At 53.5% G+C, this 20697-nt stretch carries 21 protein-coding genes; 1 reads left to right on the forward strand and 20 read right to left on the reverse strand.

Annotated features, from left to right (window positions below):
• Position 1: 1 nt before the first annotated feature.
• The 5 genes from QNH99_RS11600 to QNH99_RS11620 form a co-directional block, all read right to left on the reverse strand.
• Entirely contained in the window at positions 2–859 is an 858-nt protein-coding gene (locus QNH99_RS11600; RefSeq protein ID WP_096010654.1) for a MurR/RpiR family transcriptional regulator, read from the reverse strand.
• Entirely contained in the window at positions 859–1830 is a 972-nt protein-coding gene (locus QNH99_RS11605; protein ID WP_096010655.1) for an ABC transporter permease, read from the reverse strand. The genes QNH99_RS11600 and QNH99_RS11605 overlap by 1 nt, the downstream gene beginning before the upstream one ends.
• Positions 1831–1859: 29 nt before the next feature.
• Positions 1860–3359 (reverse strand): sugar ABC transporter ATP-binding protein, encoded by a 1500-nt coding sequence (locus QNH99_RS11610; RefSeq protein WP_241567820.1) that lies wholly within the window; start codon positions 3357–3359, stop codon positions 1860–1862.
• 16 nt (positions 3360–3375) lie between these two features.
• Positions 3376–4416, reverse strand: coding sequence for a substrate-binding domain-containing protein (locus QNH99_RS11615; RefSeq protein WP_145393242.1), 1041 nt, complete (start codon positions 4414–4416; stop codon positions 3376–3378).
• 65 nt (positions 4417–4481) lie between these two features.
• Positions 4482–5462, reverse strand: a complete 981-nt coding sequence (locus tag QNH99_RS11620) for a TIM barrel protein (protein ID WP_109716330.1) — start codon at positions 5460–5462, stop codon at positions 4482–4484.
• A gap of 353 nt (positions 5463–5815) precedes the next feature.
• Here QNH99_RS11620 and QNH99_RS11625 point away from each other — a divergent pair, with 353 nt between their 5' ends.
• Positions 5816–7282, forward strand: coding sequence for a catalase (locus QNH99_RS11625; protein WP_256852579.1), 1467 nt, complete (start codon positions 5816–5818; stop codon positions 7280–7282).
• 53 nt (positions 7283–7335) lie between these two features.
• Here QNH99_RS11625 and QNH99_RS11630 read toward each other — a convergent pair whose 3' ends face one another.
• The 15 genes from QNH99_RS11630 to pqqD form a co-directional block, all read right to left on the reverse strand.
• Positions 7336–7965, reverse strand: coding sequence for a DapH/DapD/GlmU-related protein (locus tag QNH99_RS11630; protein WP_283378642.1), 630 nt, complete (start codon positions 7963–7965; stop codon positions 7336–7338).
• 627 nt (positions 7966–8592) lie between these two features.
• The gene (locus QNH99_RS11635) at positions 8593–9894 is read right to left on the reverse strand and encodes a PQQ-dependent sugar dehydrogenase (RefSeq protein WP_283378643.1); all 1302 of its coding nucleotides are present in this window, start codon (positions 9892–9894) and stop codon (positions 8593–8595) included.
• A gap of 12 nt (positions 9895–9906) precedes the next feature.
• Positions 9907–10314, reverse strand: a complete 408-nt coding sequence (locus QNH99_RS11640; RefSeq protein WP_410516699.1) for a DUF2231 domain-containing protein — start codon at positions 10312–10314, stop codon at positions 9907–9909.
• A gap of 153 nt (positions 10315–10467) precedes the next feature.
• Positions 10468–10899: a thiol-disulfide oxidoreductase DCC family protein gene (locus tag QNH99_RS11645; RefSeq protein ID WP_410516700.1), complete on the reverse strand. Its 432-nt coding sequence runs from the start codon at positions 10897–10899 to the stop codon at positions 10468–10470.
• Complete coding sequence (locus QNH99_RS11650; protein WP_063879552.1) at positions 10850–11491, reverse strand: AAA family ATPase; 642 nt, start codon at positions 11489–11491, stop codon at positions 10850–10852. The genes QNH99_RS11645 and QNH99_RS11650 overlap by 50 nt, the downstream gene beginning before the upstream one ends.
• Positions 11488–11925 carry a PTS sugar transporter subunit IIA gene (locus tag QNH99_RS11655; RefSeq protein ID WP_063879551.1) on the reverse strand — a complete coding sequence of 146 codons (438 nt, stop codon included), beginning with the start codon at positions 11923–11925 and terminating at the stop codon, positions 11488–11490. Before QNH99_RS11655 ends, QNH99_RS11650 begins: the two co-directional genes overlap by 4 nt.
• Before the next feature lie 9 nt (positions 11926–11934).
• Positions 11935–12204: a hypothetical protein gene (locus QNH99_RS11660; RefSeq protein WP_063879550.1), complete on the reverse strand. Its 270-nt coding sequence runs from the start codon at positions 12202–12204 to the stop codon at positions 11935–11937.
• A 66-nt stretch (positions 12205–12270) separates the two neighbouring features.
• Positions 12271–13113, reverse strand: a complete 843-nt coding sequence (locus QNH99_RS11665) for a class II fructose-bisphosphate aldolase (protein WP_096010663.1) — start codon at positions 13111–13113, stop codon at positions 12271–12273.
• Positions 13100–14467, reverse strand: a complete 1368-nt coding sequence (locus tag QNH99_RS11670; RefSeq protein ID WP_063879548.1) for a PTS sugar transporter subunit IIC — start codon at positions 14465–14467, stop codon at positions 13100–13102. The genes QNH99_RS11665 and QNH99_RS11670 overlap by 14 nt, the downstream gene beginning before the upstream one ends.
• Positions 14460–14774: a PTS sugar transporter subunit IIB gene (locus QNH99_RS11675; RefSeq protein ID WP_063879547.1), complete on the reverse strand. Its 315-nt coding sequence runs from the start codon at positions 14772–14774 to the stop codon at positions 14460–14462. The genes QNH99_RS11670 and QNH99_RS11675 overlap by 8 nt, the downstream gene beginning before the upstream one ends.
• A gap of 9 nt (positions 14775–14783) precedes the next feature.
• Positions 14784–15764, reverse strand: a complete 981-nt coding sequence (locus QNH99_RS11680) for a 6-phosphofructokinase (protein WP_063879546.1) — start codon at positions 15762–15764, stop codon at positions 14784–14786.
• 544 nt (positions 15765–16308) lie between these two features.
• Positions 16309–16893 carry a YceI family protein gene (locus QNH99_RS11685; RefSeq protein ID WP_063879545.1) on the reverse strand — a complete coding sequence of 195 codons (585 nt, stop codon included), beginning with the start codon at positions 16891–16893 and terminating at the stop codon, positions 16309–16311.
• A gap of 118 nt (positions 16894–17011) precedes the next feature.
• Positions 17012–19288 carry a pyrroloquinoline quinone biosynthesis protein PqqF gene (gene pqqF / locus QNH99_RS11690; protein ID WP_410516701.1) on the reverse strand — a complete coding sequence of 759 codons (2277 nt, stop codon included), beginning with the start codon at positions 19286–19288 and terminating at the stop codon, positions 17012–17014.
• Complete coding sequence (pqqE, locus tag QNH99_RS11695) at positions 19288–20430, reverse strand: pyrroloquinoline quinone biosynthesis protein PqqE (protein ID WP_096010666.1); 1143 nt, start codon at positions 20428–20430, stop codon at positions 19288–19290. The genes pqqF and pqqE overlap by 1 nt, the downstream gene beginning before the upstream one ends.
• Positions 20417–20695, reverse strand: a complete 279-nt coding sequence (gene pqqD / locus QNH99_RS11700) for a pyrroloquinoline quinone biosynthesis peptide chaperone PqqD (RefSeq protein WP_063879542.1) — start codon at positions 20693–20695, stop codon at positions 20417–20419. Before pqqD ends, pqqE begins: the two co-directional genes overlap by 14 nt.
• Positions 20696–20697: the final 2 nt, after the last annotated feature.

Raw genomic sequence — 20697 nt, forward strand, 5'->3', positions numbered from 1 at the left:
CTCAGAATTCCCGCAGATCCTGAACCGCATGCTGGGTTTTGATCAGGTTTTTCTCCGCCCGCTTTAAATCCTTTTTCGCGATAGCCACGAACAGCGCATCCAGTATATTTAACTGGGCAATTCGTGATGCGGCATTTTCACCTAACAGATGCGATCCCTGAGAAGTTGAATTAAGTACCACATGCGCATGACGCGCAACAGGCGACTCGGCGTAATTCGTAATCACAATCACTCTGGCACCGTTACGGGCGGCTAATTTAACCGGATCGTTCACAGCACGCGTGGCACCGGAGTGACTGATGGCGATAACCACATCATCATCAGATAACACTGCCGCAGACATCAGCATTATATGGGCATCATCATAAGCGGTGGATTTAATCCCAATCTTAAGCATCTTGTGGGAAAGATCGCGCGCAACCGTTGCCGATCCGCCCACGGCATAAAGATCGATATGACGAGCCTTAAAAATAATCTCTGCCGCACGGTTAAATTCAGAGACATCTAAAACCGACAGGGTTTCTTCAATGGCCTGAATTGAGGTTCTGAATACTTTCGCCAGTAACTGTTCCGATGAATCATCGGGCTCAATTTCCGCATGCAAACCTGCCACTTCAGAGGCGTTATAATAAATTAAACTGCTTCTGAAATTTCTGAATCCTGTGAAGTTAAGCTTTTTCGTGATCTTAACCACCATTGCTTCCGATACACCGTTTTCCTGCGCGATCTCTTTTAACGACGTTTGTTCGGTAATATCGGTTCTGGCAGTGATTGCCTCAATAACCCGCCGTTCTAACGGCGTCAGTTGAGGTAATCGCATACGTATCTGAGCGCCAATGGCTCGCGGATCTTGCTTCATTACTTGCCTCGGGTCGCTCGGTCAATCAACATCGCTATGATAATAATAAGACCCGTAGCGAGCAATTGATAAAACGCCTGAATATTAAGCAAGGTCAGACCGTTACGCAGCGCCCCCAAAATAATCACCCCAATCAGGGTGCCAAAGATACTGCCTTTGCCGCCCATTAAAGACGCGCCGCCAATGGCCGCAGCGGCGATGGCGTCCAGCTCCCACAGGTTGCCGATGGTCGGTTCCGCCGCGCCCAGGCGGCCAATCAGAATCAGCGATGCCAGAGAGGCCAGCATGCCTGAGATCACGTACACCGTGACTTTGGTTCGTTTGACCGGCACACCGGCCACACGAGCCGCCTCTTCATTGCCGCCAATCGCCAGAATGTACTCACCCAACGGGGTTTTGTTCATTACCGTCCACAGGCAGAGGGCAATCACGGCCACCACGACGATGGGCGTTGGCACACCGAACACCGTGCTGTTAATCAGGCTGCGGAACGACATCGGAATACCAAAGACCGGATTACCGCCGGTGTAGATCAGCGCGATGGCACGAAACAGCGACAAGCCGCCCAGCGTCACGATAAAGGGTTGCAGCCCGGCATAGGCGATAAGCGTACCGCTGAAAATACCGCTCAGTGCGCCAATGCCCAGCGTGGCGATAACCGCCAGGGGCACAGGCACGCCAGAGACCATGAGCGTTGCGCCAAACACGGCAGAGAGTGCGGCGGTTGGCCCGACCGATAAATCAATACCGCCTGAAATAATCACCAGCGTCATGCCCAGGGCAATTAAGGCATTAATCGAAGATTGCTGCAAAATATTCAACAGATTCGGGACGGTAAAAAATACCGGCGACAGGAAAGAGAATGTCACCACAATAATCAGTAAGCCAATTAAGGTTCCGGCATCGCGCAGGTTAAATTTCAACAGCGGTGATGCACGGCCAACCGGCTGCATATTTGTTTCAGTCGTCATAGTGATAACCTTTATAGAGAGGTGTTCGCTCAGGCAGTTTCGACATCTTTAATCGCAAAGCGGGCAATATTGTCTTCAGTAATCGCCTCGCCCTTTAACTCTTTCGTTATTTTTCCTTCCCGCATCACTAATACGCGATCGGAGATGCGAATAATTTCCGTCATCTCTGACGAGACAACAATAATGGCTTTACCTGCCTGCGCCAGTCGTTCAATCAGATTATAAATTTCGGATTTGGCACCAATATCAATGCCGCGCGTGGGTTCATCAAATAAAAAGACTTTGGCATCCGCTGCGACCCAGCGTCCGATAATGACTTTTTGTTGATTTCCGCCACTCAGCGTACCGATGGTTTTTTCAATATCCATGGGGCGAAGTTTAAGGTCGCTCATGACATCGTGCGCCACCCGATTTAACCGAAGTTTATTTATCACACCCGCCAGGGTGAACTGACGCATGGACGGCAGCGCCATATTCATCTTCACCGAGCGCGCTTTAATAATGCCCTCTTTTTTCCGGTCTTCCGGTACCAGACCGATTCCGGCTTTTATGGCCGCGCTGATATTATGATTCGGGACGGGCTGACCATTGACCTGTACCGTGCCGCTGCTGCGCTTGTCGATACCGGCAATCAGCTTGAGCAACTCGGTGCGTCCTGCCCCGACCAACCCTGCAATGCCCAACACTTCCCCGGCGTTGACGCTAAAATTAGCGGGTAATATTTCGTTGCCACGCGCCAGATTTTCGACCCGCAACACTTCCTGTGCGGTCACAAAGGCGTTATGATCGAGCCTTTCTATCTTACGGCCGACCATTTTGGCGACGATGCTCTCTTCATCTTCGTCACAGATATTCACCACCCCGACCTGTTTACCATCGCGCATGATGGTCGCCCGGTCGCAGACCCGGAAAATCTCGTTCATCTTGTGTGACACATAGATCAAGGACACACCCAGCGACTTGAGATCGGCAATCAGTTCAGCCAGCCGGTCAAATTCGCGCGGCGTCAGGCTGGATGTCGGCTCATCCATGGCGATGATTTTAGCGTCATCCAGTAACGCACGGGCAATTTCGACGATCTGCTGCTGAGACACTTTAAGATCTTTGATCGGGCTGTTGGGATCGATCGTGGGATCAAGCCGTTTCAAAATCAGCGTGGCGCGCGACAGCTGGGCTTTTTTATCCACCCACCACCCTTTTGCTTTGGTCAGTGGGCGACCCAGAAACATATTCTGCGCAACTGAGAGCTCTGGAACGTGTTGCAGTTCCTGGTGGATCATCGCAATCCCCGCATGACGGGCGCTGAGTGGGCTTTTCATCTGCACCGTCTGACCGTTGACGCTGATTTCTCCACTGTCTGCGCCCCGCACGCCGGAAAGAATATTCAACAGCGTGGATTTCCCCGCGCCATTCTCACCAATCAGGGCATGCACTTCACCGGGCTTCACAAAAAAGTCGACATTCTGTAAAGCTGCGGCGCTGCCGTAGGTTTTGTTGATGCCGCGCATCATTAAACGATACTGTTCCATACGCTCTCCGCCAGGCTTACTGCTGCGCTAACAGTTGACGCAGCTTGTCCATGTCTTTGGTGGAAAATGCATCCGCATTCTCTTTGGTGATCAGCGCCTGCGGTGTGGAAACCACGCGTGAGATTTTCTGGCCGTTAATCAAACGCAGCATCACATCCATCGCCACTTCACCCGTCAGCACCGGGAAACTGTCCACGGTACCGGTCAGTTCGCCGCGCTTGATGGACGCATAAGCATCGGAGATCCCGTCAGTACCAAATACGGCTACCTGTTTGGCTTTGTCCATCGAACGCACCGCTTCCACGACACCCAATGCCATGGTGTCGTTATTGGCGTAAAAGCCGATCAGGTCAGGATGCTGTTGCAGAATAGTGCTGGCGGCGTTAAATGCCTGCTCACGGCTCCAGTTGGCCGGTACGCTGGCCACCACATTGAACTTGCCGTTGGCTTTCAGCGTTTCTTTAAATCCACTGGTGCGCTGTCCGGCAGCATAGACGCCAGGCTGGCCTTCAATCACCGCAACTTTGCCGCCCTGCGGATGGTGCTCGATAAACCATTTCGCCACCCGCACACCGTTGTCTTTCTGGACGTTACCGACGTAATGTTCCGCATCCGGCATAACCGCATCGTTAACGTTCACTACCGGGATTTTTTTACTGTTGGCGCTTTCCAGTGCAGGCTCAAGGTTAATGTCGGTTTGCGGGGAAACCAGCAGGCCGTTATAGCCCTGGGAAATCATGGTTTCGGCAATCGACAGTTGACCCAGTTGATCGTCTTCATTCGCTGCGGCCTGATAAGCCACGGTGATGCCATATTTTTTAGCGGCGTTCTGATAACCCTCGCCCAGCAAACGCCAGTATTCATTGGTCAGGGTTTTAGAGACACCACCGATTTTGAGCGATTTATCGATCTTGGGCATCGCGCCATATTTACTGTCGAGCTGCGACCATTCGGTGCGATCCTGTTCGGTATCGGACTTGAGCGGCGCCATCTCTGCGGCATAGACACTGGCGCACAGCAGCGAGGAAGCGATGACGGCGAGTAAACGTTTTTTCATTTTTTCAGCCTTTTATTATGCATTTGTAGGGTAAGATTTTGCTGTTCTGCAGCTGACGCCCTGCATTAACGCGCCAGCATAATGTCGTTGACGATTTGCTGTGAGGCGACAGCGTCCTGACGGCTTATCGCCTCCATCAATGCGGGATTATCGTTAAGCTGGTCGCAAAGCTTGAGTAATCGCGTCACGGTGGCGATGTTGATTTCTGCTTCGCGCACCGGGTCAAGCCCGCTGGCATCCGGGAAGGTGTCAAAATAGTAGGCACCCTGATAACCATCGCGCTGCATCTGCCACAGAAACTCCAGCGTGGCGCGCGGATTAACCGATGCCGCCATCAGCCCGTCATCCCGTTTGCCCCAGCCGTCATTCAAATCCAGCCCCAGCAGCCTTGAACGACGTGCCACCATGGCCGCCGCCCAGGCAGGAATTTCATTGGCGAACAGGACATGGGCAAAATCCAGCGTGATGCCCAGATTAGGGCTACCGGCTTCTTCTACGGCCAGCAGGCAGGTTGTTACGTTAGGAAAGATGCTGTAGGCGCGAGGCTCATTGGGTTTGTATTCAATGCTCACATCCACGTCCGGCGCATAGTCGGCGATTTCACGCACCGCACTCACCGCGTCCTCCCAGATTTTTTTGTAATCGACCTGGAAGCAGTAGTCGAAACCGTCCTGCCCCATCCATAACGTCATTAACCGTGAGCCAAACTCGCGGCCGGTATCGATGCCGCGCTTGGTCAGATCAATCGCCTCACGGCGAATCTTTGCGTCGGGATGCGTAAACGCACCGATTTTGAACTGCGGTGCATCCCAGCGCATCTGCATGCCGTTGACCGCCAGGCCCGCGTCGTCGATAGCCTGGCGCAGGGTTTTCACATCACTGGTCAGGTGCTGGGGATAGTTGAGATCCAAATGCGTTAAGCCTTTAACCTTGCCCGCGCGCGCAACCATTTGCAGTACAGAGGGTTTGCCCTGCAAATCTGGCCAGTAGAGATGTGCCCCTGAAGCGAATGAGTTAAGACGTGTAGCAAACTTTAAATCTGACATGAGGCTCAATCCTTAGTAACAGGGTTGTAATGTACTTTCCTTTTTCACAACTAACTGTGAAGTTATAATATAATTTACTCTTTACGCGATAACGCGCAACCGTTGTTGTGGGGGAAATAAGTAAATTGCGAGGGCGGTCACGTATTAATCACCTCAGGCAACAACCTGTGGTGGTCAGTCAAAAAGACACAACCTCTGCGTTAGCAAGGCGTTGCAGGACAGGTGCGGAAAGAGCGGCAGAAACGGGCGGGCGCCGTGAAAATGCACATCGGCGCGGGATCGGCCGTTGCTGTCTCCAGATTTACGCTACGCTTACTCCATGCATTACCCTTACAAAAATGGAGACAATTTCAATGAGTCATGATGAGCGTAAACCCACCACAACAGACGCTGGTATCCCCGTCGCCAGCGATGAACACTCCCTTTCCGTCGGTCCCGACGGTCCGCTGGTGCTTCACGACCACTACCTGATTGAACAAATGGCCAACTTCAACCGCGAGCGCATTCCTGAGCGGCAACCCCATGCGAAAGGAAGCGGCGCGTTTGGCTTTTTTGAGGTGACTGAAGATGTGAGTCGCTACACCAAAGCCAAAGTCTTTCAGCCGGGCACGAAAACCGACGTCGTGATGCGTTTTTCAACGGTGGCTGGCGAGCGCGGCAGTCCGGATACCTGGCGCGATCCGCGCGGATTTTCCATTAAGTTTTATACCAGCGAAGGCAATTACGACATGGTGGGCAACAATACACCGGTGTTCTTTATTCGCGATCCCATGAAGTTCCAGCATTTTATCCGCTCGCAAAAGCGCCGCGCCGATAACAATCTGCGTGACAACGACATGCAGTGGGATTTCTGGACCCTGTCGCCCGAATCCTCACACCAGGTCACCTGGCTGATGGGCGATCGCGGTATCCCTAAAAACTGGCGTCATATGAATGGTTATTCCAGCCACACCTATATGTGGGTGAATGACCAGGGTGAGAAGTTCTGGGTGAAATACCACTTCCATACCGATCAGGGCATTGAAAACCTGACGCAGGAAGAAGCCGACAAGCTGGCAGGGGAAGATGGCGATTACCACACGCGTGATCTGTTCATGTCTATCAAAAACGGCCATTTCCCGAGCTGGACGCTGTACATGCAGATCATGCCGTTTGCCGACGCTGACCACTATCGTTACAACCCTTTCGATTTGACCAAGGTCTGGCCGCACAGTGATTATCCGCTAATCAAAGTCGGCAAGCTGACGCTCGACCGGAACCCGACCGATAACCATGCGCAGATTGAACAGGCCGCTTTCGAGCCCAATAATCTGGTGCCTGGCATTGGACTCAGCCCGGACAAGATGCTTCTCGGTCGCGTGTTTGCCTATGCCGACGCCCACCGCGCACGACTTGGGGTGAACTATAAGCAGATTCCGGTCAATGCCCCGCAGTCGCCGGTGAACAGCTACAGCAAAGATGGCGCGATGCGTATGAACCCGGTGTCCGATCCGGTTTATGCCCCTAACAGCAAAGGTGGCCCCGCCGCCGATGGCGATCGTTATCCGACCGACTCTGTCTGGTCTGCCAGCGGTGATATGGTGCGTGCGCCTTACACTTTGCGTCGGGACGATGACGACGTCGGCCAGGCAAATACCTTAATCAACAAGGTGATGGATGACGCCGCGCGCGACAGGCTGGTGAATAATGTCAGCGGGCATCTGCTGAACGGCGTTGAAGAACCGGTGCTTTCACGTGCCTTTGCCTACTGGCGCAATATCGATCAAACCATCGGCGACCGTATCGCCAGTAAGGTGCAGGAAGCGCGCGCTAAGCGCTAACCAGCACGTCAAACGGTGGCGTTCGCCACCGTTTATTGGCTTTTCTGACGTTCTCAGCCATGTCTGGCACAAAACTGCTCAATGTCGTCTGTCTGAAAATCGGCCAGGTTTGCCATGATTTTTTCCAGCGGCCAGTTCCACCATGCAATGTGCTGTAACCGGCTTGCAATGGCCGGATGAAAGCGAACGCGAATCGGTTTTGCTGGCACACCGCCGACCACGGTATAAGGCGCAACGTCTTTCGTCACCACCGCACCCGCCGCCAGGACTGCCCCATCGCCTACCGTCACGCCCGGCAGCACAATCACGCCATGGCCTATCCAGACGTCGTTGCCAATCACCACCCGGTCCTCACGGCGTGCCGTGAAAAAACCGTGGTCGCGCGTCGCGGCAGCATCATAATACTCTGGGCAATAGGTAAAGCGGTGTTGTGATGCCCGATCCATAGGATGGTTGGGCGCGCCAATACGCACCTGATTGGCGATGGCGGTGAAGCGGCCTATTTCGGTATCGGCTATGCAGCAGTGCTCGCCGACGTAAGAGAAATCGCCAATGGCGCTGTACTCAAGGTAACTGTGCGCCAAAATTTCACACTGCGCCCCAACCTCGGTTTCACGCATACGTACGCTGGTGTCAATTTCGGTCTGCTGAAGCCTGGCGGGTTTGACTGCGGCAAGTGACATGAAAAACTCCCGGATCTGGTCTGATGTCTGGATAAGTCGTGCCTTTCGGGCGCCTGATTGCTGCGCCACTGTAGCCGGGAAAGATGACAGGCAATTGACAACGAAAAAGGCGGAGTGGTTAGCTCCGCCTTGGTCAAAGTTCCGGTTAGTTTGCATGACCGGTCAGTTGCATAAGGGCAACGATGATCTGCAAGATGATCCGGATAATCTCCAGAATCAGCTTTGTCAGTTCCATCACTTTCCTTCTCCCACAACAGGAGCGCGCTGTTCAGCAGCCGGGGCTTTACCCTTACCCGCCGGGTGCCTGAGCACATCTTTGTGGAGAGGGCTGAGCGGCACTCATGGTTTAAGCCACAGGTCAGCACCACCTGTTACCTGCCGGGATTTATGTAACCGTGCTCCCCTGGAAGCAGTCAGTTAACCATGAGGCGATGCCCAACACTCAACACCTGTATAAATATACAGCATTTTGGCTAAACTTGAAGTCTGCGGCGGCACTCTTTACAATCTGTTTGTGGAGAGTGCTGAGCACCTCGTTCGCCATCCGGTTACCCGCCGGGCAACGAACACAAGAAAAAAGGATTTGGCATCACGCCAAATCCTTTTTTTATGCCTGCTATTTACCGCTTAGTTCACCGAACTGACGCGCCAGATGGAATCACCCGCATCATCTGCGATGATCAAACCGCCCTGTTTGTCACTGGCCAGGCCGACCGGTAAGCCGCGCACCTCTTTTTCATCTTCGGTTAAAAAGCCCGATACCACGGTTTGCGGTTGCCCCACCGGTTTTCCATTCTCGAACTTCACCCAAACCACTTTGTAGCCGTTAAGCGGTTTACGGTTCCAGCTCCCGTGCTCGCTGATAAATGCGCCGCCGCGATACTGTGGCATATTCTCCGCGCCATAGAACAGCAATCCCAGCGGGGCGACATGCGAGCTTAGTGCATAGTCAGGCTTGATCGCTTTTTCGACCAGGTCTGGACGCTGCGGCTGTGCCCGTACATCCACATGTTGACCAAAATAGCTGTAGGGCCAGCCATAGAAGCCGTTCTCTTTCACGGAGGTCAGGTAATCAGGCACGAGGTCCGAACCAATTTCGTCACGCTCGTTAATCACCGCCCACAGCTGCTTCGTCTGGGGTTCCCAGCCAAGACCGGTGGGGTTACGCAAACCGCTGGCGTAGATACGACTGGCACCGCTGGCGGCATCCACTTCCAGAATGGCGGCGCGGCGATATTCTGCGCCGATGCCGTTCTCGGTAATGTTGCTGTTGGAACCCACGCCAACATAGAGTTTACTGCCGTCCGGACTGGCGAGCAGCGCTTTGGTCCAGTGGTGGTTGATCGGGCCGCCAGGTAACTCGGTGACCCGTTGCGGAGCGGTCCGAATTTCGGTTTGTCCTTCGGTATAAGGGAATTTCACCAGGCTGTCTGCGTTGGCGACATACAAGGTGTTACCCACCAGCTGCATACCAAACGGGGCGCTCAGGTTGTCAATAAAGCGGTGCTGTTCCCATTTTCCGTTGACGTTACGCAGCAGGGTAATGCGGTTGCCGCCCTTACCACCTTTCCCCGAGGCATTTTTCACCAGACCGGTGATTAACTCTTTGGGTTTGGTCGTGGGTTTGGGCATGCCGTTGGATTCGGCAATCAGAATATCGTTATTGGGCAGCACATAAACCTGACGCGGATGCTGAAGATGGTCAGCAATCTTCTCAATCTTCAGGCCCTGAGCCACCGTGGGTTTTTCACCGTTCTTCCACGGCACGCCTTTAGGCACCTGCATTGGCGGCACCATAAAGTTTTTGGCGTCGGGTAATTCGGGATTGGCACCCGTTTGCTTTTGCGGATCGATTGTCGCACCGGTATCACAACCCGTCAGCAGGGCCATCATCGTCAGCGCAATAAGGGAATGTTGCGGCATTTTCATTATGGCTTCTCCTTAAGCAGTACGTTGACGCAGTGCAAGTTGCACATTCGCCAGCAGCAGCAGTATCACGACCAGCGTCGACAGCACAGCCGCCGTCGGCACCACGGCATAAGCATCACGGCTGTGAATAAAGGCATTGACGATAGCCAGAAGAACGGCAACCAGGGAGAGCCAGAAATGGGTTTTCTCGGGTGCGGTACTGCCGCGAAACATATAAACCAGACTAATTACTCGGGGCAGGATGGCCATCACCAGACCGATGGCAATCAGCCAGCTGGCACTGATTGACCAGAGAATGATATAGGTCTTCATATAGATGATGTCGAACAACCAGGCTGCCACAAAAAAGCCAAGCGGCACGGGTTCCAGAAGAGCATAAAGCGTCACGGCAACGGCCGATCGTCCAGAGGTATTGCGCATTTTCATCTCCATTTTCAATAATAATACCGCTCAGGCACAGCGCATTACGTTTCCATCGCGCGGTAAACCTGCCTGTAAAATATTAGTAAACCTGAAGGAAAATGAGGGTTTTAATTCACATTCGTGGTGTTTTTTACTGCAACCGCGTTGCGGTTAGGGATGTGGCGGCAGAAAGCGGCCCGGATAATCTGCCTGAATAGCCTGTTGAGCCGGGTGGCGGCCAAACCACCTGTAGCGGTTTAGCGCAATACAGTCGTAAAAAAAATTACTGATGCGGCGGGGAAACCAGCGCAGCACGCTCAGCGCCCGCCACGGCATCGGTAGCTGCTGCATCACACGCAGCACCGCCTGTGCCCGCAGCCAGTGCCGATCGCCACGGATATAGACGATGGTATTGATATTGTCCTCTGTCAACCCCGCCCACTTCAGCAGCGCTTTGCCCTGCTCACTTTGCACCGCAGCAAAACGGACCTGCTGCGCCAGTCGGTGGCGCAGCAGGAAACTCACCCAGCCTGTACAGAGTTTGCAAACGCCATCATAAAGCACGACGCTCTCGCCCGTTTGCAGATAAGGCGGCTGTGGCATGCTGCTTCTCCTCGGTATTATCCTCATCAGAAGCAGTATAGCCTGCCCGGCCCAGAGACTGAGCCAGCCACTGGATCACGGCGTGCTCGTCGATAGCACTGGCATTGACCTTTAACAGCGGCCCCAGTGCCATCGGCTGCGCTTCCTCAGCCAGACGACGCAACTCAGGAAGGTACTCAGCACCGGGATGACCCGGCATGCGTTGCGTCAGCCGCGCCTGGTAGCGTGCCACGGCGGCGTCCGGTGAGATCTGCATCCACACCTCCAGCACGTCATTCACGCCAGCCCGCTGTAATCCCTGCTCCAGTACCGTTTTAGGCTGAAAGCCAAACCAGGCATCAATCAGGAATACGCAGTCGCTGGGCGACTGGCCGATGATATTCCAGATAGCCTGATAAGCCGCACAGCCCAGCTGTCGGTTGCGCTGGCGATCGACCGGCGCAAAGCTGGACATAAACGGCTCCTTCAGGCTGTCCAGCGTTAACACCGGCAAGGAAAAACGCTGTGACAACGTGCGGGCCAGCGTGCTTTTCCCGGAGGCAGGAATCCCGTTAACTAACACCACGCGCTTTATGTCAGTCTCACTGGTCATAGGATCTCCATTACTTCCGCAACGCTGCTGGCACGCCGTAATTTTACCAGCGTCTCTTCATCCTCAAGCATACTGACAATGGCGCGAATGCCCTCTTCTATGTGCGCATTACTGTCGCGGGCACCAAACATGATCACAATATCCGCCTTATCGCTTCCCTCAAACGAGATGGGTTCCGCCAGCAATACCATGCTGAAGCAGTCGCGGATAACGCCCGTTTCCGGGCGGGCATGGGGAATAGCGATACCTTCTTCAAACACGTAATAGGCACCATGCGTCAGCGTATTATCAATGACCGCCTGAGGATAAGAGGCATGAACATAACCGCCCTCCACCAGCGGTTTTGCCGCCATGGCAATCACCTGCCGCCAGTCCCTGGCGGCAATGCCTACCTGAACAGCATTGGCTTCCTGTAATAACTGTTTAATGGTCATTACTGCTCCTTAAACTGATTTACGCACCAGATTACGTAATTCATCAATTTTCACAAAAAGAGGATCAATGTCATCCCGGTAACGGCGGCTTTTCGCAAACAGGGATAATGCACGATTATATTCCAGCATTAATTGTTTCTGCGTTTCAATATCGCCTGAATTAATCGCCAGTTTCGCTTCCAGCGCCGTTATTTTTTCACTGACACTTTCTGCCTGACGATCCCGTTCTGCATCATCTGGGGCATTATTTCCCCCTTTCTTTTTCATGAATCCAAACATAGCGTCTCCTGCCCCGAAAAGCGCCAGGGCACCTCAGGTTTATTCACGTCGGGATAATAAAAGTGCTTAACGGAACAGCTGCATTTTCTCAACTAATACATTGGTGACGGCATTATTGGCAGGCACGAGGAAATTACGCACGCTGTCATTGACTTTGCCTTTCTCAAAGGTCGCTTTGCACTGGGCAACCCACTGCACATTCATTTCCGTACCTACGTTAACTTTTTCGATACCGCTGCCCACGGCCAGGCGCATGTCCTCATCGCTGACCCCGGTTCCGCCGTGCAGGACCAGCGGCGTTCCCGTGGCAGCCGTGATCTCCGCCAGGCGTTGATGCTGGATGTGGGCTTTACCGGTGTAAAGGCCGTGAACGGTACCGATGGAGATGGCCAGCATGTCCACGCCGGTTTCATCCACAAAGCGTTTCGCATCCTCGACCGTGGTAAACACGATATCGCTCATTTCCACACATTTTCCGTCTTCAGAACCGCCGATCGCGCCCAGCTCAGCCTCGACGGAAACATTCACGGGACGGGCCATATCAATCACCCGGCGGGTATTCGCGATATTCTCTTCCAGCGATAAATGTGAACCGTCATACATCACCGAACTGAATCCGGCATTAATTGCCGTCTGAATCGCGTCTAAATCGGAACAGTGATCCAGATGCAAACAGGTCGGAATATTTTTACTTTTGGATAATGACTTAATGGCATCAACCAATAATTCGTGTCCCAGATATTTCGCGGTCCCGGTTGATATTTGAATCATCAGTGGACTGTGCGTATTTTCTGCCGCTTTAAAAAACGCCGGCAACATCTCAAGACAGTGTAAATTAAACGACCCTACCGCTTTAAATTCACGTTCTTTGGCAATTTTCAGCAATTCGGTAAAGTTATAAAGTTTCATGCACGTTTTCCTCACGGGGCTTAGTGGATTTTCCGTTAACAAACCAGGCGATAGCGGTAACAAAAGCAACGAATACGGCGACAAACAGCCAGTTATGCTGGAAAGCATGTCCCAGAACCAGACCGGTACTGATCACGTCGGAATCACTGAAGGTCACGCCGGTGAAGCCGTAGCTTTCCAGCATCGGTACCAGAATGGCGGGCAGGAAGGTAATAAATAATCCGTGGACGAATCCACCAATCATCGCCCCGCGCCGTCCACCCAGTGCGTTACCAAATACGCCTGCTGTACCGCCGGCAAAAAAGTTGGTCAGCAAGCCGGGCAGAATCATCGCCAGACCAAACATTGGGAAGACCAGCATGCCCACAACAGAGCCGAGCGTGGTCGCAAGAAAGCCGACGATGACCGCGTTAGGCGCATAAGGGAACATGACCGGGCAGTCGAGTGCAGGTTTGGCATCCGGCACCAGTCGCATCGCAATGCCGCGGAAGGCCGGGACCAGTTCATTCAGCAGCAGTCTCACGCCGCTGTATAAAACAAAGACGCCCGCCACAAACTGGATAGACTGCATAAAGGCATACATCAGGTAGTTGGTACCACTGCTGTACTGGGCGATAAAGGCTGGACCTGCCGCCACAGCGGGAATCAGGTACATCGGCACCATGACCACCGCCATCGACAGATAGGTGTCCTGCAAAAACTTAAAGTTATCGGGGAGCTTTAAGTCTTCCGTTGAGCGTGAGCCTCGGCCGACGACTTTCGCCACCGCCGCCGTGAGCAGATAACCGATAGTGCAGAAGTGGCCGAGCGCGACGTCATCCGAGTCCGTGATACGACGCACCACCGGCTGTGCCAGTGCCGGCATCACCACCGCCATGATGCCGCCGAAAATACCGCCGGTCAGAATTAACGGTAATCCGGTCAGACCGGCTTTGTAGCCGATCACGGCCCCGATGGTTGCCATCCACAACAGCGCCTGGCCGGTGAGGAAGATGTATTTAAACGGTGTCAGGCGCGCAATGATGATATTGACGATAAAGATCACCAGTAGCGTCATGGCCACTTCCGAGCCCAGCTCACGGTTTGCCAGCCCGGCAATCGCGGCCACGTCGGTGATGTAGCCCTGCATGCCGAAACCGTGGGTAAAAATGCTGTTAAGGAAGGTAAGCGCACCCACAATAATGTTGATGCCCGCCATCATGATCAAGAAGCCCAGAAGGGTTTTAAAGGTCCCTTCCACGACCTTCCCGGCCGATTTTTTTTGCAGGACCAGTCCGATTAGCGCAATAAACGCGATCAGAATAGACGCCTGCCCCAATAAGTCTTTAACCAGAAAATTGATTACACTATTCATGATTAGCAACCTTCACATTACGTTCTTTTAAGAAAGCCACGATCTTTTGCTCAATTTCAGCTTTATCGGTGAGTTTATTTAATATAATTACGCGTTTAATTTGCTCTGGTGTGGCGTCGGCATTTAAGACATCCGCAAAGGCTTTTTGCGTTAAAATCATGTCGGATTTAAATGCGTTAGCTTCTGAAATCGTGGTGTGATCGATATCGGCTTCAATCTCCAGTTTTTTTAAAACTGATTTCGCACTCATTTCGATAGCGAAACTTGATCCCAGACCGCAACCACAGACACATAAAATTTTCAGCATGTTTTCTCCTCACAATATATGCAGTTGTTTAGCGAGTTTATAATGGTGCCCTTCTGTATCGACCAGGCGTTTTTTCATGCTTATTAAGTCAATCGGAATAGGCTTATTGCTGCCATTAATAATGACGGCTTTATTACGCATCCCGGATTGAATACAACGGACGACTTCACTTGCCATAATGGTGCCCTGATAAATCTCCTCACAGGTGGGGTCGCCATTACGCAGTCCATAGCCGACGATCGTTTTGCGAATACGCACGCCGATCAGCGGTTCAAGTTGCTTGATTAATGTATCAATCGCGCCCTGAAATCCCGGTGAATATTCTCGTGTGTAACCTTCTGAACAGAGGATTACCACGCTGTTCTGTTCGCTGAGCCGCTGAGTGATGCGTTCTGCCAGCACGCTAGTGGGAATCTGGCATTCCGGGATCAGCGCAAAATCGGCATTGGATTTTATGGCGGACTGTAGCGTCAGCTCACCACAATAACCGCCGAGCAGTTCTACCATAAACACACGTCCGGTTAAGGCCCGACCGGTGTTTCTCAGCTTTGCCACCTCTTTTAAAACCTGCTCACAGGCGGTGGAAAAACCCACGGTATAATCACTGCCGTAGACATCGTTATCAATGGTCATTCCGATGCCAAAACAGTTGACGCCAAATTCACTCAGCGTGTGCAAAAATTGCAGCGACCCGTCACCGCCAGCCAGAATTAATACATCAATGCGTAATGTTTTTAACTGCCGGGCAATGGTTTCATATTCGCTGCGAATTAATTTTCGCGCAGTTCTGCCCGACTGCATCACCGGAATGGACGTGATGGAAAAATCCAGTAAATCACGCTGCGATATTTCCTGACAGACATTATCCAGCAGTCCAGGAATGCCGCCATTAAATAACACCATTTCCGCCTGGGTCATTCTGCCCACCTGGAAAATGAAATTATTAATGCCGGTTACGTCGCCGCCGCTAATTACCATTCCGATTCTCATCCTGACTTCCTTCTGGCTTAATGCGTCTGAAGCTATTGTTTCGGGATAACAGACTGATATTTGCAATTAAGATCACAAAAATGAGAGGAATTTATTTAGGTGATGTATTGACAGCGCGTACAAATGGCTTATTTATGTGAAAGAAATCACATTTTAATCGCAAAGGTGGGTTGTGAGCTTATCCTTTTAAAACAACAAGTTAAATATGACGATCCCCCTCGCTTTTCTGTCAACGTTATATCGCGCAGGCGTCGATAAAATCACGATGCAAATTTGTGATTTTCGCCTCATTTTTTTAGGTACGGCAGAGGATTAATTTTACGCGGGACGGGCTCAGGCTTTTTCAGCCGCCGAAAATAGCGTGATGAAGTGCTTTTTTTTCAGACAATGCTGGCGCTTTTTGAGGCGGTTTCGGTGCCGCCGACTCGTTCAGGGCCTGACAACGCTGAATGCAGACGCTGCCTGTTTGCCGGGTTGCCCGTAGCCAGGCCAGGCAAAAAAAAACCCGGCACCTGAGTGCCGGGCTGAGAACGCAAACGCAGAATTACTTCGCGTATGCTTCGGTAGAGAGCGTCAGTTTCACGTCATCACTGACCGCGGGCACGTACTTGTCCAGTTTGAAGTCTGAACGTTTGATGGTGCCGGTGGCATCAAAACCAATCGCCTGCTTCTTCACCATCGGATGCTCGCCCTGCTTGTTCAGCGTGGCGTGCAGTGTGACAGGTTTGGTAATACCTTTCAGGGTGAGGTTCCCTTCTACATCAAACTTGTTATCGCCTTTAGCGATGACTTTAGTGCTGCGGAAGGTGGCGCTGGGGTATTTCGCAACGTCGAAATAGTCCGCACCTTTGAATTCTTTGGTCAGGGCAGCGACATGGCTGTCAATTTTACTTACCGGCAGGGTAACGTCGACACGCGACTGCTCAGGTTTGCTGCTGTCAAACACCAGGGAACCTGTAGCATCTGGAATATCAGCGGTAGGATGCGAAAAGCCGAAGTGCTCCCAGCTCATCACTACAGACGTATGCTGTGGGTCGAGTTGATAATGCATGGCTTCTGCCTGAGAGGCAGGGACATACAGCGCAGCAGCCGCGAGCAGTGGCAGAGTTAAACGTTTTACATTCTTCACTTTCTATTCCTTATTTTATGGCGTCCATCTGAGTTTGGGGCATATAAACGCGAATAAAAAGTGAAGAGATTTGGCGTAAACAATCAAATTTATTCAGCAATATCACTGAGTGATTATTTTAATTCTTACCTTTAGTGTAGAGAATGCGCCAGCGGTGTCGGCAGGTTAACAATCGTTGATGCAGCTGTTGCACCGCTTCCTGAGTCAGTGAGGCGACCTTTTCAGGCTCAAGGTTGGTCAGGCCGTTCGCCTGACGCAGGGCTGCCACCTCGGGGTCTTCTTTCATCCCCATGAGCTGAGTTTTGATCGGGTTGATATCACATTGTGCAACGCCAGGCGTCATGTCATGCAGGAAGGCTTCACAGAACTGAATCAATGTTGATGCCGGACAATCCGGCGACTGTAAGGCAAAAAGAAGGCCATCGGTGTCCACACTGCGATGGTAGCGGCAGCTGACCACATAACCTACCGGCTGCTCAACGCGATAGCGCTGGTAAAAACGCGGCTCACAGATCAGCGCCAGAGCACGAAGCGCTGCCAGTTGCTGCCCGTCGTCCAGGGGAATAAACAGCAAAACAGCACTGTCATCCGTCGCCTGGGGGATACAGGTTTCACCGGCAACCGATGCGCGAGCCGGACGCGTCGGGGAATTCACCTTAAGCACACTGAGTTGCTGCGCCACGATCCGCAGCTGGTCAGCATCACCGCCCAACAGGGCGGCACGCCAGCCTGCAGGCTCCACAGAGGTAGCCAGTTGGTAAGGCAGTTGCCGCAGCAGTTCGCGTATCGCAATGCCCGGTATGTGTGGTGAGGATGCCCTGGCTGGCTGGCTCAGGCGTTGCAGAAGCTGCGCCAGAGCCGCGCTGAGCAGTGTCTTGTCTGACGGCAGCTGCAGCCTGAGTTGCCAGACGCCCTGAACGTCGCGCCACTCGCCGCTAGCGGCAAAATGGCGTAACACCGCAAAGACGGGCCGTAAGGCATGGTCATATGCCGGGCCCGCCGCCAGCGTGGTAAACAGCTCGGAGCGCAGCACCAGCGTACCCGGCGACGTATCCGGCGCGATGTGCGGCAGAACCGCCACATCCGTGGGCGCATCACTGAGTGGGAAAGGACTTTGCTGCGGGTAAAATGACCAGTCAACAGGCGGGCAACGGTGCGCTGGCACCTGCCAGGTTGCCAGCGCGAGTTCATAGCCCTGTACAAGACGCTTTTCCCCCTGCGTATCGGCGGCACAAAAAAGCGTGGTCGCGGCACGGGTGGACAGTTCGCTCAATAAGGCAGAGATATCAGGACATTCACCCACAGCCGCAAAACCCAGTGCACGCGCCTGCAGTTGCATCAGTGGCGATTGCGCAGCCAGCCGTTGCTGTGCCAGATGCCAGTAATGTTGCCGTTGCGCCGTGGTGGTACGACTTAACGCCTGCAGAAACGCATTCAGCAGTGCCATCACAGGCGCAGGCTGCTCGCTGACGACCGTTATCGCCAGCCAGTCGGTCGTGTCAGATCGATAAAGCCATTTCACCTGCAGGCCAGTCGCGATGTTGCGCGCATGGAGCGTGGCCAGTAAGCCACCCAGCGCCTCATCAAGTAAAAATTCCCGCACCAGAGTGACACTGTCACGAAACGCGGCAGGTAACAGCCAGCTTTGCCACAGCGCGGACGGCCCTTCCTGCTGCAAGGCCAGGCTCCGGTCGGGGGACAGCTGAACCGGTTGCGGGACGATGCTGGCACGCTTACGCAGCTGCAATGGACGTGGGGGAAACGCGGCGGTAAAGGTTTCTGCCAGACCGGTGAGCGCTTCCAGAGACTGCGGCCCCTGGAGCCACAACGCCATATTCTCAGGGTGATAAAAACGCTGATGAAAGGCCTGCAACGCCGCATGCAATTCGGTGACGTTGTCACCAAATGCTGCCCTGTTGCCCGTCTGGAAGCGCTGAAATACGGCGGGGAACGTCACCGGCGTGAAGATAGCGGCTTCCGCCCGCGCCGGAGCATGATGCTGCAGCAGCCGGTATTCCGCATCAATAACGGCAATCTCCTGGCGGATAGCCTCAAGGGTTAGTCGTGGCGCACTCAGCATATCCTGCAGGCGCAGCAGGCCTTCGCTAAAATTCTCAGGCGCGACTTCAAAAAAGTACGCGCTCTGGCGGGCCTGGGTGCTGGCATTCACCTGTCCCCCGCAGGCCTGAACCCAACTCATCAACCGCCCGTCATTTGGCCAGCGCTGACTGCCGGTAAAAAGCAGGTGCTCAAGCAAATGCGCCAGGCCGGGCCAGCTATCCGGCTCATCATGGCTGCCTGCCGCGACGCTCACCAGTGCCGCTGACTGACTGGCCTCCGGCTGGTGGATCAGCGTCACCTTCAGTCCGTTAAGTTGCAGGCAACGTGTGGGCATTACAGAATCCGCGTTTTATAAATCAGCTGAGAGTTGCTGCGATTGCGGAACTGTAGCTGGCCGATTTTGATGTCGCTACAGTCAGCTTCACGGCGCGCATCAAGAATTTTACCGTGGTGCGGGGATTTACTGCACACCGGATCGGCATTGTCTGCATCGCCGGTAAGCATAAAGGCCTGGCAGCGACAGCCGCCAAAATCTTTCTCTTTTTCATCACAAGAGCGACAAGGCTCCGGCATCCAGTCAAAGCCCCGATAGCGGTTAAAGCCAAACGAGTGGTACCAGATATCTTCCAGGCTCTGCTCAAGCACAGAGGGAAAAGCCACCGGCAGCTGGCGTGCGCTGTGGCACGGGAGTGCCGTGCCTTCCGGCGTGACGCTCAGGAAGATAGCGCCCCATCCGCCCATGCACGGCTTGGGACGTTCTTCATAGTAATCGGGGGTAACAAACAGCAGATTGGTCAGATTACCGCTGTCGCTCATGCGTTCACGGTACTGGTTAACGATGCCTTCGGCCCGGGCAATCTGCTCACGGGTTGGCAGCAGGCCCTCGCGGTTTAACTGCGCCCAGCCGTAAAACTGACAGGTCGCCAGCTCCACGTCATCGGCTTCCAGCTCGATACAGAGATCGATGATCTTATCGATCTGGTCAATATTGTGACGGTGCAAGACGAAATTCAGCACCATGGGATAACCATGGGCTTTGACCGCGCGCGCCATGTCCAGCTTCTGCTGAAACGCCTTTTTCGAACCAGCCAGCGCTGCGTTCAGGGTTTCATCACTGGCCTGAAAACTGATCTGAATATGATCCAGCCCGGCGTCGCTGAACGCCTCCAGCTTTTTCTCCGTCAGGCCGATTCCGGAGGTAATGAGGTTGGTATAAAAACCTAAATCGCGCGCCGCTTTGATCAGTTCGGGCAGGTCTTTCCGCGTCAGCGGCTCACCGCCTGAAAAGCCGAGCTGCACGCTGCCCATGGCACGTGCCTGGCGGAACACCTCAATCCACTGCTCGGTGCTCAGCTCTTTTTCCTGCTGGGCAAAATCCAGCGGATTCGAGCAGTACGGGCACTGGAGCGGGCAGCGGTAGGTCAGTTCTGCCAGCAGCCAGAGCGGTGGGTTCACGCCGGGTTTATGCTGGGTCACGAAACTGTATCCACTTTTGTTCATACGCTGACTGCAGGAATTCTTTAACATCCTCGCCGACGCCACCTGCTTCGGGAAAACGGGCATCCAGGATGGCAATGATGGCGGCAATATCCTGTTTGCCGTCCACCAGCGCCAGAATGGCGGCGGCCGTTTCATTGAGTTTCGCCATGCCTTCTGGATAGAGCACGACGTGACTGTCCTGAGCCGCTTCCCATTGCATACGGTAGCCACGGCGAAAAGCGGCAATTGCGTGTTCGTTCATCG

Source organism: Pantoea allii (assembly GCF_046529425.1).
Lineage (GTDB): Bacteria > Pseudomonadota > Gammaproteobacteria > Enterobacterales > Enterobacteriaceae > Pantoea > Pantoea allii.